Consider the following 12,814-nt stretch of genomic DNA (forward strand, 5'->3'; position numbering starts at 1 on the left):
GGGCTGAAATTGCGCTGTAAAGATTTGCGTCGATTGCCGCATCGCAGCCCTCACCCGCTTCGCGAAATCTCCCTAGAATAAAGACTGGCACATGAATTTGGACTCATGAAGCGATCGATTTGGGTAGCATTTGGCCTTGCCGTTTTTCTGAGTTTGGCGATCGCTTGGCAGTGGAAATGGTCGCCGCGCCCGCAGGCGATCGAGGTCAACTTTGCCCAAGCTCAAATCAATCCGCCGACCCTCAACGCCGATCGCTTGTGGAACGATTTGCGATCGCTGGCCTTTCGCCGCTATGCAGGCATCGATCGCAGCCGCGCCCGCCGCTATATTTTGCGATCGCTAACCGAGGCCGGATGGACACCGCAAGCGCAAACCTTCGCGCAGGGCGTCAACATCGTCGCGGAACGTTTGGGAACCAATCCCGCCGCAGGCAAGATATTACTCGGCGCACACTACGACAGCGTGGCTACTTCGCCTGGAGCCGACGACAACGCCACCGCCGTCGCCACCGTCCTTGAAGCCGCCCGACTGTTCAGCACGATCGACACGCCGCGATCGCTGCAACTCGTTTTGTTCGATGAAGAAGAAACCGGACTGTTAGGCAGTTCCGCTTTTGTCGATCGCCTCCAGTCCGATGAACTGCAAGGAGCAGTCATCCTCGAAATGCTCGGCTATGCCTGCTACGAATCTGGCTGTCAGCAATATCCCGGCAATTTGCCGATCGACCCGCCGACCGATCGCGGCGATTTTCTTGCAATTTTGGGCGATCGCGGTCACATGCCGCTGATCCACAGCTTCGAGCAAGCCCAGCGATCGAATCTGCCGCCGATCGTGACTTTGCCCGTTCCGCTGGCTCGCTTTTTGCCGCCCGATCTGCTCCGCAGCGACCACGCTCCCTTTTGGAAGAACGGGTTCGGAGCCGTCCTTGTCACCGATACAGCCAACTTTCGGACGCCACACTATCACCAGCCCAGCGACACGATCGACACGATCGATCGATCGTTTTTTACGGGAGCCGCTCAGCTTGTGGTGAATGCGCTGACGACGCTTCTACAAGATGAATTGAGCGGTGCTTGAAGGGTGAATGTGCAGAAAGATGTGTGTGACGATGATGTGAGTTCGGCAAGTAACGGCTGGCTGCGACAAGCAATCTACGATCGCTTGCGGGTCGGTTCATTTGAGTTGATGCCACTCTACAGAGCGGGCAACGATCGCCACCAGTTCTGCTGGTTCGACGGGTTTCGACAGGTGAGACTGAAAGCCTGCGGCGATCGTGCGCGTCCGGTCTTCCACTCTGGCGTAGGCAGTTAGGGCAACAGCGGGAATTTGTCCGCCTTGATTGGCAGGCAGCGATCGCACCTGAGCAATTAAGCTGTAGCCGTCTGCTTCGGGCATGCCAATGTCGCTGGCGAGGACATCAGGCGATTGTTGAGTCAGCAGATCGATCGCAGCTTGTGCCGAGTTTGCCATCAGCACTTCGGCTCTGCACTCTTCTAAAACCGCCGCCACATATTCGCGGGCGTCCACTTCATCGTCCACGACCAAGACCCGCACTCCGTTCAAGTCGGGTGCGTTGAAGGGTGCTCCTTTGTCCGCTTTGGGATGAACGCGATCGCTCTCCTCAAATTCAACCTGGACGGGAATCAGCGGCAGCTTGACGGTGAAGGTTGCGCCCCGACCAATGCCCGGACTGTGAGCGTGAACCGTGCCGCCGTGCAGTTCGACCAAGTGACGGACGATCGTCCTAAGCCGCTGTAAGAACGGGTTGTGGAGCTATCGACCTGCCGGAAGCGATCGAACACAGAGGGCACAAATTCAGGTTCGATGCCCTGGCCTGTATCACTAATCGCAATTTCAACGTGAGAATTCACCTGTTCGAGGCAAACCTGCACTCGTCCGCCTTTGGGCGTGAATTTAATCGCGTTAGAGACAAGATTCCAAACGATTTGCTGGAGGCGATCGCTGTCGCCTGCGCTCGATCCGGCTCTGGGATCAAGCACGGATTGCAGCCGAATTTCTTTGGCTTCGGCAGCGGGGCGCATCGTTTCGATCGCAGCTTCGATCAGCGGTTTCACGTCGAGCGGCTGCACGTTGAGGCGGACTTTTCCCTGCATGATGCGCGACACATCGAGCAAATCTTCGGCCAGTTGAGCTTGAGCGCGAGCGTTGCGCCCGATCGTTTCGAGCGCACGAGTACATCTTGCCAAGCCGGAGCCTGAATATCCCTGAGGTGATCTTGCTGCACTGCCTGCCGAAATAATGAGAGAAATTCGCGGCATTCTTGGCGCAGTTCACTTTCTTTAATAAGTCCGCGTCGATTGCTGCTTGTAGCAATTTCTTGGAGCTATTCTGTTAGCAATTCCGCTTCATATGCTGTCAAGATTTCTGAAATTCTCGTGCTGACCATATTAAAGATTTTTCGATCGAACGTTGGCCAGATTAAGTCGCTGCGATGAAACTGGCATGAAGAGACATTTCAGCATAAATCGATCGACCTGAGCTGTAAATCAATTGTCAGAAATCTATACCCGGAGGAGCGGTCTGGGCTGGCTCTGCCTGCTGCCCGCAGCAAGCCGCTCGATCGCACAAGCAAAAAAAAGAGGGCGATCGCCCTCTTCAAAAGTTGATTTGCGTAGAACCTACTCGGCGGTTGCAACAGCTTCTTCAACTTCCACTTCGCCTTCTTCGATCGCATCGGGAATTTCTTCTTCCTGCGGCTGCGACTGCTGGAACATCCGCTCGCGATATTTCGCCGCCATTTCTTCCGCCTTCTCGTAAACGACGCTGGGATTTTTCACCATGTCGCCCGGTTCCGGCTCAAGCTGCTTGGTCGAAAGCGAAATGCGTCCGCGCTCGGCGTCGAGATCGATGATCATCACCTTCACTTCGTCGTTGACGTTGAAAACGCTGTGCGGCGTGTCGATGTGGTCGTGCGAGATTTCCGAGATGTGCAGCAAACCGCTGACACCGCCGATATCGATGAATGCGCCGTAGGGTTTGAGGCCGCGCACTGCGCCGACCACAACTTCGCCCACTTCCAGACGGTTCATCTTGCGCTCCACAAGGGCGCGACGGTGGCTCAAGACCAAGCGATTGCGGTCTTCGTCCACTTCAAGAAACTTCAGCGGCAAATCTTCGCCCACCAGATCTTCTTTGGGCTTGCGGGTACTGATGTGCGATCCGGGGATGAAGCCGCGCAGACCTTCGATCCGCACGAGTGCGCCGCCTCGGTTGGTCGCGAAGACGTTCGATCGCACGGTTGCATCTTCCGCCTGAAGCTGCCGGACGCGCTCCCAAGCCCGCATATATTCGATGCGGCGAATCGACAGCGTGAGCTGGCCGTCTTCGTTTTCGTCGGTGAGGATGAAGAATTCGCGGGTTTCGTTGGATTGCAGCACCTCATCGGGGTTGTCAATGCGGTTGATTGACATTTCCTGAATGGGGATGTAGGCCGCTGTTTTAGCACCAATGTCAATCAGAGCGCCCCTCGGCTCTAAGCTAAACACCGTCCCGGCAACGATGTCGCCAGGGCTGAAGTGGTAGTCATATTTGTCGAGAAGTGCAGCGAAATCGTCGAGAGTGAAGCCAATATCTGTTTTTTCCTGATTGACCATGCTAATAAAGTTCCTAGTGGTTGTCTCCGTTGGGGTAGTGGTCTCCTAGCGCAGCATCGGCACGTCGATTCATCAGTCGCCCCGCCCTTTGTGAATGTTTTTTGTAGGAGATGATGCCTGCAAAAATATTGCAGACCCTAGAAGATCAATCTTAAACTAATTCGCGTCATCCGGCCAATCGATCGCCATCAATCCGCTGGATCAAGCCTTTAAGAACGAGTTGCCAAAGATGGAGAAGGATCGCCATCTGCTAGTAATTTCGGCTCGGTCTCTGAACTGCCGGACTGAAGATGATTGAGCGTTTCAGCAAAATCGCGAATGCCGCGAAATTGCCGATAAACCGAGGCAAAGCGAATATAGGCAACTTCGTTGATCGGCTGCAATCGCTTTAGTACAAGCTCGCCAATTTCGTTGCTGGAAATTTCCCGCACGAGCCGCTGTTGCAGCTCCATCTCAATTTCATCCACCAGATTTTCCAGTTCGATCGAACTCACACCCGACTTCTCGCAAGCTCTGACAATGCCGCGCAACAGCTTGTTGCGATCGAACGATTCGCGATCGCCGTTGCGCTTGATGACCGTAATTGGCACAAGTTCAATTCGTTCGTAGGTTGTGAAGCGATGCTTGCACTGCAAACATTCGCGCCGCCGCCGAATGCTCTGGCCGGATTCGGCAGAACGCGATTCAAGCACTCGGTTGTCGGTAAATTGGCAGTGTGGACAGCGCATCAGCAACGCCCTTTCGCAAAATTAGTGGTCACAGGTGATCGTTAGTCATCAATTTTAGCAGTGACCGCAGCCTGAAACCGGACGTAATTTTCTCTTAAGACGGCAAAAAGCCCGAATTCTGTCGAAGAACTCAGGCTTTCTTAGAAATGCAACCGATCTAGTCTTTGTTAATGCGCGGCGGTTCGCGAAAGGCGATCGCAAAGAACAAAACGGCGATCGCACCTGCCAAAAACAGAATATAGGCAACAGCTTCCATTGGTTTAGTCCCCCTAAACAGCTAATGATCAGTTTATCGAGCGAATCGAGGCGGAAAGCGCAATTGTGAGAGAACGTCATCGAACTTCACATTGCGCTTTCCGTCGATGTCGTTTAGACGGGTTCCTTGCGGCGGGTAGATTTGTCACCCACTTTCTGATAGAAGCCCCACTCGACTTGCTCTTCTGACAGATCCGGATCGACTCCAGCGAACACGTCGCGGTAGAGCGTCCGGGCACCGTGCCAGATGTGACCGAAGAAGAACAGCAGTGCGAAGACAGCGTGACCGTAGGTGAACCAGCCGCGCGGACTGCTGCGGAAAACGCCATCCGAGTTTAGCGTTTCGCGATCGAACGAGAACACTTCACCCAGTTGCGCCTTGCGTGCGTACTTTTTGACTTCGGCGGGATCGTCGATCGTTTCGCCGTTCAGGTCACCACCGTAGAAGCTGACCGTGACGCCCGTTTGCTCAAAGCTGTATTTCGATTCAGCACGACGGAACGGAATGTCAGCGCGGACAACGCCATCCTTATCGGTCAAGATTACCGGGAAGGTTTCAAAGAAGTTGGGAATGCGGCGAACGGTCAGTTCACGACCTTCACTATCGGTGAAGACCGGATGACCGAGCCAGCTTTGGGCAATGCCATCACCTTTGACCATCGGACCTGTGCGGAACAAACCGCCCTTCGCAGGGTTGTTGCCCACATAGTCATAGAAGGCCAGCTTTTCGGGAATGCTCGACCAAGCTTCTTCCAGGCTGGAGCCGTCGGCTACGTCTGCTTGAACGCGACGCTGAATTTCTTGGCGGAAATAGCCGTCATCCCACTGATAGCGGGTGGGGCCAAACAGTTCGATCGGGGTTGCGGCACTGCCGTACCACATTGTTCCGGCCACGACGAAAGCGGCGAAGAAGACGGCAGCGATACTGCTGGAAAGAACGGTTTCGATATTTCCCATCCGCAGCGCTTTGTATAGACGCTCTGGCGGACGCACAGCCAAGTGGAACAAGCCAGCGATGATTCCAACCACGCCTGCGGCGATGTGGTGAGCCACGATGCCGCCCGGATTGAACGGGTTAAATCCTTCTGGTCCCCAAGATGGCGCGACGGGTTGGACGCTTCCGGTTAAGCCGTAGGGATCAGACACCCACATTCCCGGTCCAAACAGTCCGGTGAGGTGGAATGCGCCGAAGCCGAAGCAAAGCAGACCAGACAAGAACAAGTGGATGCCAAACATTTTGGGCAAATCCAAGGCGGGTTCGCCCGTGCGCGGGTCTCTGAACAGTTCGAGATCCCAATAAACCCAGTGCCAGCAGGCCGCTAGGAATAGCAGACCAGACAGAACGATGTGCGCGACCGCAACACCTTCAAATGACCAGATGCCCGGATCGGTGGCTGCGCCGCCTGTGACGCTCCAGCCGCCCCAAGATTCGGTGACGCCCAAGCGAGCCATGAACGGCAGAACGAACATGCCTTGCCGCCACATCGGATTGAGAACCGGATCGCTGGGATCAAAGATGGCAAGCTCGTAGAGTGCCATTGAGCCAGCCCAGCCTGCGACGAGGGCAGTGTGCATCAGGTGTACTGCAATCAGTCGTCCGGGGTCGTTAATTACGACGGTATGAACGCGATACCAGGGTAGTCCCATCGACTACGCTCCTCCTAATAATTCGGGTTGAACGCTTCCTTCAGCCTTTTCTTAAGGTGGTTCATTACTGGTAGCCTACCAGATTGAGAATCACCGAAATCGAGCCACTGTCTGAAAAGTTGCGATCGCCTCACGAACGATTTCAACCTTCGACAGTTTGACAAGATGCTTGATAAAAATGAAAGTGTATGTAGAAGTGTATCGAGTGTTAGAGGCGATTGCAAGCAAAAGTCTGACGCAAGACGGGTGGAAGTGCAGCAGGAGGTAGATTATGGCAAATATTAAGTTTATTAACGAAAATCAAGAGGTGATTGCCGCTGATGGAGCGAATCTGCGAATCAAAGCGATCGAAAACCGCATCGACCTCTACACGCTGATGGGCAAGATGATGAACTGCGGCGGCTACGGCCAGTGCGGAACCTGCACGGTCGAGATCGTCGAAGGTTTAGAAAACGTTTCGCCTCGGACGGATGTTGAGATTCGTAAATTCAAAAAGAAGCCGGACAGCTATCGATTGGCCTGTCAGGTGATGGTGAACGGCGAGATTGCGGTGAAAACAAAACCTTCGTAATTCGATCGCGGCTGTGGCTCGATGGTGATGATATCCTTAAATTTAGGTTTCACCCATTTGAGATAAGCGTAGAGGCAGGTCATGGAAGTTAACGATCTTGGATTTGTTGCCAGCCTTTTGTTTGTGTTGGTTCCTACCGTTTTTCTGTTAATTCTTTACATTCAAACGGCGAGCCGCGAAAACAAAGGTTCATAAGCTGAGATTCACTAAAACTTGAATAAGTGTTGCAAAAATGCGTTCTAGACAATTTCTTGAGCGCATTTTTGCTGTGGCAAATGGCGATCGTGACAAAATCGATCGCCTTAGCTTGCGGAACGGGATCGCCCCAACAGGTTATTCAATGCGGAAATAGCGGATCAGCGTGCTAATCACATCACCCGGAGCAGGCGCGATCGATAGCGGTTCCCCAATCGCCAGCGGTCTTGCCCAAGTGGTTGCATCCGCATAGCGCAGTTGTTGCAGATGCAGGATCGTGCGATCGACTGCCACAGGCTGACCGATCAGCACGTGTTTGATCACATAGCGCGGGTCTTGCGGCAGGATGAAAGCCGAGGGAATTTGCAGCAGCGCAGAGCCGTCGCGCTCATTCGGGCGCGACATGAAGTCGTTTCTCATGTGGGTCTTCCTTTTGTAAGCGGGCAGGAAAACCCAAAAACTCAGCCGACCCCAAAAGTCAAAGCAAGACAATCGGGGTGGCTGGGAGAGTAAAATCTCCGTAGCCCGCTCGGACTGGCTCTATCAGTTTGACGGGTTAGCGATCCGTTGTTGGCTGGAATCAACTTCGGGTCGCGTCGGCTCAGCTTTTGGGCACAACGCTGGGAGCAGCGTTAAGGCAAAAAGTAGCGGAAGGACTTTGCTCTGTCAAGCAAATTTCTGAAGCGAGATGTGGAACGATCGCCAAACGGCTGATTCTGTCTATGTTTTGCGGATTTGGGTGTGAGGAAGTAAAGATCGATCGCGATCGAAAATTTGTAGCAGAAATTACAGAATGTCCGCGAATCCAGGGGGTTAAGTAGGGGATGAGGAGATTTCCTAGCCGTCGATGCCGTTTCAACAATCTGAATTGAACTCAGGCAATGCTGCCGCGCTTGCGGGCTTCCTTGTAGGACGTGCCGATGTTCGTCAGGCCAGCGCGGATCATCTGCTGTTCCAGAAGCGCAAAAAAGCGGGCGCGATCGCCGCCTCGGACGACTGCCTGATTGTGCGCTTCTGCCAGCGCAACCGGATAGCCGTAGCCCTTTTGGACTTGGGCGATCGTCAAGGTCAAAGCGGTATCGAGCAGGTGGCGATCGGCAAACACCCAGGCGGGCACTTCAACGCGAGCCACTTCCGAGCCAACATGGACGTAGCAGAAATAGATCGCCTGTTCGCCATAAAACTCCAAGATTTTTGCCGAACTGCGCCAAAACGGACTGCGCTGCCCTGGTTCTAGCAGCAGCGACCACAAGGCCGTGTCGCGCAAGGGCGCAAACACTTGGCAGGGCGCGGTTTCGGTTTGTCCCTGACAGTGCGACTGACAGTCGGGCGTTGTGTGCGGACAGGTGTGCAACCGCAGAAAATTCAACGCCTCGCCGCTGCGGGCAGCACTCAGATAGCCGACCAGCGGAATTCGCGCCTCGCGCAACTGCTGCCATGCATCGAGAATCGGCGGCAAAATCGCCTCTCGCGCCTCAGCCGGAAGCGGTTCGAGGAACCAGTGAATCAAGGAACCATCCACCATTGCGAGAATTGGGGATCGATCGCTCATTTCCCGTCCCAATTCTGCCAGCGCGATCGCCTCGGAAACCGTGCGCCGATATCCCATCCACTCTTCGGTGCGAATGCCCCACTGCCGAGAAACGTAAAGGTCTTCGGGACGGTAGAACACTTCGGGGAGGCTGTCGAGCAGCGGATGGCGACTTTGGCCGTAGTGCAGCACGATTCGTCCGACATTGATCAAATAGCAGTAGGCGATTTCGTGATGACTAGGGGCAATTTGCGATCCGTCAGTGGCAAGGACGGTGTGAACCAAAGGCGCAGCGGCGATCGCCTGTCTTGTATCGAGCGGTTCCACAGGTTCGGCGGCGGCAAAGCCCAAGCGATCGCGCCACATCTGCTGCAAAGTGACCAGATCAGCCTGATGCGATCGTGCCTGCACCAGCAGTTTTTCAGCCAGGGTAAGCCGCTGGCGGGTGGCTTCGGCTTCGTCGCTGAGGTGCTGGCTAATGCCTTGCATCTGTCGCGCCAGTTTTACCAAATCAAGCATCTCTAGAAAATCAAAATCGCTTGTTCAAATCCTACTGCGCGATCGCCTTGAAAATACATTTGTTCTTTGTGCTTGTTGCTCTCGTTCCTGACAGCCTCTAAGCTAAAGTGGCACGCGATCGAATAGAACGGGTAGACGATCTTTGACTGTGACTCGCGTTCATTCTTCCTTGCTGATTAGCTGTGCGGCGCTGATGGCTGAGCCGACAGGCATTAGCACTTATTTGTCGGGCATTTTGCCACACCTAAAGTCGCTTTCGCCCGTCTTGCTAAGCTGGCAGGAACATCCGGGCTTTCAGGTTGAACCTGTGCCGAACAACATGAACGCGCAGTATGGCTTTCGGGGACATGTGCGCCGTTTGATTTGGACACAGTTTCAGCTTCCAAAGCTGTATCAGCAGCGAAAGGCAAATTTGCTGTTTTCTCCCATTCCCGAAGCGCCCGTTTACTCCAACTGTCGATCGATCGTGATGGTGCATGATCTCATTCCACTGCGATTTGGGCGAGCCAAATCACCGCTGACGGCGTATTTTCGCTATGGCGTTCCGCAAGTGTTGAACCAAGCCGAACACATCATTTGTAATTCGATCGCAACTGCCCAAGATTTAGAAGACTTTTTCAAAATTTCTGCAAATAAAATTACGCCAATTCTGCTAGCTTATGATGCCGATCGCTTTTTCGATCGCAACTTGCCCACCGCCAACTATTTTCTTTATGTTGGACGACAAGATCCCTACAAGAATTTGCAGCGTTTAATTGCAGGCTTTGCCGCTGTTTCTGGAGAAGCAGAACTGTGGATTGCAGGAGCGATCGATCCGCGCTACGCTCCGGCTCTCCAAGCGCAAGCGGAGCAGCTTCAAATTGCAAATCGCGTCAAGTTTCTTCGCTATGTGACGGCGGAGCAGCTACCGATTTTGATTGGGCAGGCGATCGCGCTCGTTTTTCCGAGTCTGTGGGAAGGTTTTGGTCTGCCGATTCTCGAAGCGATGGCCTGCGGAACTCCGGTGATCACCTCGAATCTTGCTTCACTGCCTGAAGTTGCAGGAGATGCGGCAATTTTAATCGATCCGTATCAGGTGCAAGAAATTTCGGAGGCAATGCAGATGATGCTGAAATCCGAAGTGCGATCGAATTTGCGGGCGGCAGGTTTGGCGCGATCGCGCTTATTTAGCTGGGAAAAAACAGGTAAAGAGACGGCTGCAATTTTAGAAAAATTCAGCTAGCTATTACACTGCAACTGAAAAGCTGAATCGGCTTTTTCACTTTTTCCAAATCACCAACAGCACGCCGCAGACGATGCAGGCTAACCCGACAAGGCGGCTGAACGGAATCGGTTCGCGATACACCACAAAGCCGATCAACACAGCGAAAACATAAATGAGGGAAACAGCAGGAGCCGCCACGCTGAGATTAACGCGAGTGAGCAGCAGAATATAGGTAATTGCGCCCACTCCATAGCAGGCCAATCCTGCTACTAGTTCCGGCGTCGTGGCGATATTGAGGATGTGGCTCATCCAGTTGCTCTCGCTGACCTGGCCGAGCTTGAGCGCTCCGGCCTTGAGAAAAAACTGACCGCCCACGCTCGCAAATACCGAAGCCAGCAGCAGCAAAAATTCTTGCCAGTTCACGCACCTATCTCCTCAACTCAGTTTCCTAGTTTACAGCGACACCGCCGTGCTCCGAAGTTAAAATCAACTCGGTCTTTATCTACATCAGGCAAACCGTTATGGTTCAGCGTGTTCGATCGCCATACGCTTCCGCACAAATGGCAGTTTGGCTCCGAGGATTGCTGACGATCGCCTTGGCCGATGGTCAGTGTGACGAAAACGAGCAGCGTTTGATTGCAACGCTGATGGACGAACAAGACTTGCACTGCGAACCGATTTCCGCCGCAGAACTCGCGGCTGGCCTTGGAGACGATCCGACTGTTGGCGAAAACTTTTTGCGGACAGCAGTGATGGTGGCGATCGCAGACGGCGCTTACTCACACTCAGAAGCCCTTAAAATTCAAGAGTTCAGCGCAGCGCTGAATCTAGCGCCTCCCCTGCTCAATTCGCTCAACGCTGCGATCGAGCCTGTCTCCAACCTCATCATCGAAACCGAGCAGCCCGCCTTCGCCGTCAACTCACCAGACCTGCATCACTCGCTGCTGCACCCACTGCAAGACTGGCTCGATCAGGTGGATGTGCAGGATGCGCGGCTGGCGCATTTTTTGTGCCGCATGATTCCCGCTCAATGTCCGTTTGAGCGCGACGTGAATCTGTTTGGCCGCAAGATTGCCCACATCCCCGCTTTGTGCAAACTCAATCCGGTGTATGAGCAACTTGTGGGCTTGCGGTTTCGAGCGCTGTCGTATCTGGCGGATGAATGCAAAGAAGACGTGACGCGCTACTGCTAGGCAGTGTATTAAGCGGTCAATGCCTCGTGCCGCAACGTTGTCTCGACCGATTGCGCTCAGCAGGTTTACCTCGCTCACGCAAGGTTGGAGAGCGATCGCTCACGACATTGCTCGACTGTTGCCGCTTGCACACTCGATTAGCCTCGCGCCCTGGAGAAGGGGGACGTGGGTGGCGTGGATGTGTAGGCTTTTGCAGCGGTAATTATCCAGGACTTTTCAGACGGAAATGGCTCGATCGACTGTGTTGGGTTGAGCGGCGGGGCGATCGAACAAGAAAAGATTTGGTCGGTTAAAGAGTGAGATTTGCTAGCGCAGCAGCGGCAAACGGCGTGGTTTTACTTCTTTGCACAGGCGCAGTTCGGTTCCCTGCTGGTTCCACAACACCTGATCAAAAACTTGGTGGAGGATGAAGAGGCCGCGCCCGCATTCGTCAACCTCGTGGGTGCTGGGGTGGACAGGATCGATCGAGCAGCAGCAGGCGGGCGTGAAACCCGAACCTTGATCGGAAATAATCCACCAGTATTGATCTTCGACCGAGAAAAATTCAACCGCAACTGTTTTGTTGGGGTCAAGCTTGTTGCCATGTTTGGCGGCATTGACAAGCGCTTCCTGTAGACCGAGGCGTACATCTTCGCGACAGCAGGCTGGAACTTCGGCCAGCAGCAAATCTAGAACCGGGCAGAGGTGCAAAGTAGAGGCAAAGCTAACAGTGCCCCACTTGCGCCCGCTCGGACGCAGCGAGATAGCAAGCACGCAAGAAACCTCACAGCTTCAGGTGAACAAGTTGGACGGTCTCTTTGATTCGACGCGATCGCGCCTGTTTGAAACCAGCGAGCTTCAAGAAGACGGCTTGACGTGAGCAAAACACCCGCAAACCGCAGCAGATGACGATTCCCTGGGCGAGGTAGTGTTTTCCACACCTCTATGCTCATCCTATCACATCCCTTTCTGCTGGCGACGCTAGCTCCAATCTTCGCGCTGGCTGCCGCGCCCCCGATACACCTGTGCAGCTTGGTGAATTTGCCGGGTGCGATCGAACAAGCTGGCCTCGGTCAAGTTCCACTGTGCCAAGACGCGCTTCAAATCCGTCTGGATGTCTCGTGCACCGGGAAATCCGCGATAGCGAATGCACAGCCGCGCCAGTTCTGCCAAATTGTAATCGTCGGGCGTACCGTCCAACAGAGCGTTAACGATGTCGCGATCGCTGCGCCAAAGCGGATGCTGTTGATCTTTGAGCAGTTGATCTTTGGACGGTTGGTCTTTGGGCGGTTGGTTTTTGGAAGGTGAGTTTGTTTCGCCAGCCATAGATTGAAAAAGTGCAGAATTGAGAAGCAATCCTACCTGATTTGGGGTCGAG

17 protein-coding genes are annotated in these 12,814 nt (G+C 54.0%); 5 read left to right on the forward strand and 12 right to left on the reverse strand.

The annotated features are described in order from the left end of the window. Positions 1-105 precede the first annotated feature (105 nt). Entirely contained in the window at positions 106-1,077 is a 972-nt protein-coding gene (locus H6F67_RS02785; protein WP_190763116.1) for a M28 family peptidase, read from the forward strand. Positions 1,078-1,173: 96 nt separating this feature from the next. On the opposite strand, the gene H6F67_RS27565 is transcribed toward H6F67_RS02785, so the two are convergent. The 7 genes from H6F67_RS27565 to psbB all read right to left on the reverse strand — a co-directional run bounded on the left by H6F67_RS27565 (position 1,174) and on the right by psbB (position 6,244). Further along, positions 1,174-1,728, reverse strand: a complete 555-nt coding sequence (locus H6F67_RS27565; RefSeq protein WP_242020460.1) for a response regulator — start codon at positions 1,726-1,728, stop codon at positions 1,174-1,176. Further along, the gene (locus tag H6F67_RS27570; RefSeq protein ID WP_396797548.1) at positions 1,644-2,114 is read right to left on the reverse strand and encodes a sensor histidine kinase; all 471 of its coding nucleotides are present in this window, start codon (positions 2,112-2,114) and stop codon (positions 1,644-1,646) included. The genes H6F67_RS27565 and H6F67_RS27570 overlap by 85 nt, the downstream gene beginning before the upstream one ends. Beyond that, positions 2,072-2,335 (reverse strand): RsbRD N-terminal domain-containing protein, encoded by a 264-nt coding sequence (locus H6F67_RS28450; protein ID WP_396797549.1) that lies wholly within the window; start codon positions 2,333-2,335, stop codon positions 2,072-2,074. Before H6F67_RS28450 ends, H6F67_RS27570 begins: the two co-directional genes overlap by 43 nt. A gap of 304 nt (positions 2,336-2,639) precedes the next feature. Next, positions 2,640-3,614, reverse strand: a complete 975-nt coding sequence (locus H6F67_RS02795; RefSeq protein WP_190763118.1) for a 30S ribosomal protein S1 — start codon at positions 3,612-3,614, stop codon at positions 2,640-2,642. A 209-nt stretch (positions 3,615-3,823) separates the two neighbouring features. Next, on the reverse strand, positions 3,824-4,342 hold the full coding sequence (gene nrdR / locus H6F67_RS02800) for a transcriptional regulator NrdR (RefSeq protein WP_190763120.1): 519 nt from the start codon (positions 4,340-4,342) through the stop codon (positions 3,824-3,826). A gap of 157 nt (positions 4,343-4,499) precedes the next feature. Beyond that, positions 4,500-4,598, reverse strand: coding sequence for a photosystem II reaction center protein T (locus H6F67_RS02805; RefSeq protein WP_190763122.1), 99 nt, complete (start codon positions 4,596-4,598; stop codon positions 4,500-4,502). Between the two features lie 113 nt (positions 4,599-4,711). After that, positions 4,712-6,244 (reverse strand): photosystem II chlorophyll-binding protein CP47, encoded by a 1,533-nt coding sequence (gene psbB, locus H6F67_RS02810; RefSeq protein WP_190763124.1) that lies wholly within the window; start codon positions 6,242-6,244, stop codon positions 4,712-4,714. A gap of 271 nt (positions 6,245-6,515) precedes the next feature. Here psbB and H6F67_RS02815 point away from each other — a divergent pair, with 271 nt between their 5' ends. Both H6F67_RS02815 and psbM read left to right on the forward strand, forming a co-directional pair. After that, positions 6,516-6,815, forward strand: coding sequence for a 2Fe-2S iron-sulfur cluster-binding protein (locus tag H6F67_RS02815; protein WP_190763126.1), 300 nt, complete (start codon positions 6,516-6,518; stop codon positions 6,813-6,815). An 81-nt stretch (positions 6,816-6,896) separates the two neighbouring features. Continuing rightward, positions 6,897-7,010: a photosystem II reaction center protein PsbM gene (gene psbM / locus H6F67_RS02820; protein ID WP_190763128.1), complete on the forward strand. Its 114-nt coding sequence runs from the start codon at positions 6,897-6,899 to the stop codon at positions 7,008-7,010. 138 nt (positions 7,011-7,148) lie between these two features. Here the strand turns inward: psbM and H6F67_RS02825 are convergent, their stop codons facing one another. Beyond that, complete coding sequence (locus H6F67_RS02825; RefSeq protein WP_190763131.1) at positions 7,149-7,430, reverse strand: hypothetical protein; 282 nt, start codon at positions 7,428-7,430, stop codon at positions 7,149-7,151. A 454-nt stretch (positions 7,431-7,884) separates the two neighbouring features. Next, positions 7,885-9,060 (reverse strand): DNA double-strand break repair nuclease NurA, encoded by a 1,176-nt coding sequence (locus tag H6F67_RS02830; RefSeq protein WP_190763132.1) that lies wholly within the window; start codon positions 9,058-9,060, stop codon positions 7,885-7,887. A 193-nt stretch (positions 9,061-9,253) separates the two neighbouring features. Between H6F67_RS02830 and H6F67_RS02835 the strand changes: the two genes are divergently transcribed. Next, positions 9,254-10,282 (forward strand): glycosyltransferase family 1 protein, encoded by a 1,029-nt coding sequence (locus H6F67_RS02835; protein WP_190763218.1) that lies wholly within the window; start codon positions 9,254-9,256, stop codon positions 10,280-10,282. A gap of 36 nt (positions 10,283-10,318) precedes the next feature. Here H6F67_RS02835 and H6F67_RS02840 read toward each other — a convergent pair whose 3' ends face one another. Then, positions 10,319-10,687, reverse strand: coding sequence for an EamA family transporter (locus H6F67_RS02840; protein ID WP_190763134.1), 369 nt, complete (start codon positions 10,685-10,687; stop codon positions 10,319-10,321). A gap of 98 nt (positions 10,688-10,785) precedes the next feature. Here H6F67_RS02840 and H6F67_RS02845 point away from each other — a divergent pair, with 98 nt between their 5' ends. After that, on the forward strand, positions 10,786-11,457 hold the full coding sequence (locus H6F67_RS02845; protein ID WP_190763137.1) for a Mo-dependent nitrogenase C-terminal domain-containing protein: 672 nt from the start codon (positions 10,786-10,788) through the stop codon (positions 11,455-11,457). A gap of 306 nt (positions 11,458-11,763) precedes the next feature. On the opposite strand, the gene H6F67_RS02850 is transcribed toward H6F67_RS02845, so the two are convergent. After that, a complete protein-coding gene (locus H6F67_RS02850; RefSeq protein ID WP_190763139.1) occupies positions 11,764-12,210 on the reverse strand; it encodes an ATP-binding protein in 447 nt (148 codons plus the stop codon). Between the two features lie 207 nt (positions 12,211-12,417). After that, positions 12,418-12,762: a DUF3288 family protein gene (locus H6F67_RS02855; protein WP_190763141.1), complete on the reverse strand. Its 345-nt coding sequence runs from the start codon at positions 12,760-12,762 to the stop codon at positions 12,418-12,420. Positions 12,763-12,814: the final 52 nt, after the last annotated feature.

It is taken from the genome of Microcoleus sp. FACHB-1515 (genome assembly GCF_014696105.1).
GTDB lineage: Bacteria > Cyanobacteriota > Cyanobacteriia > Elainellales > Elainellaceae > JAAUTJ01.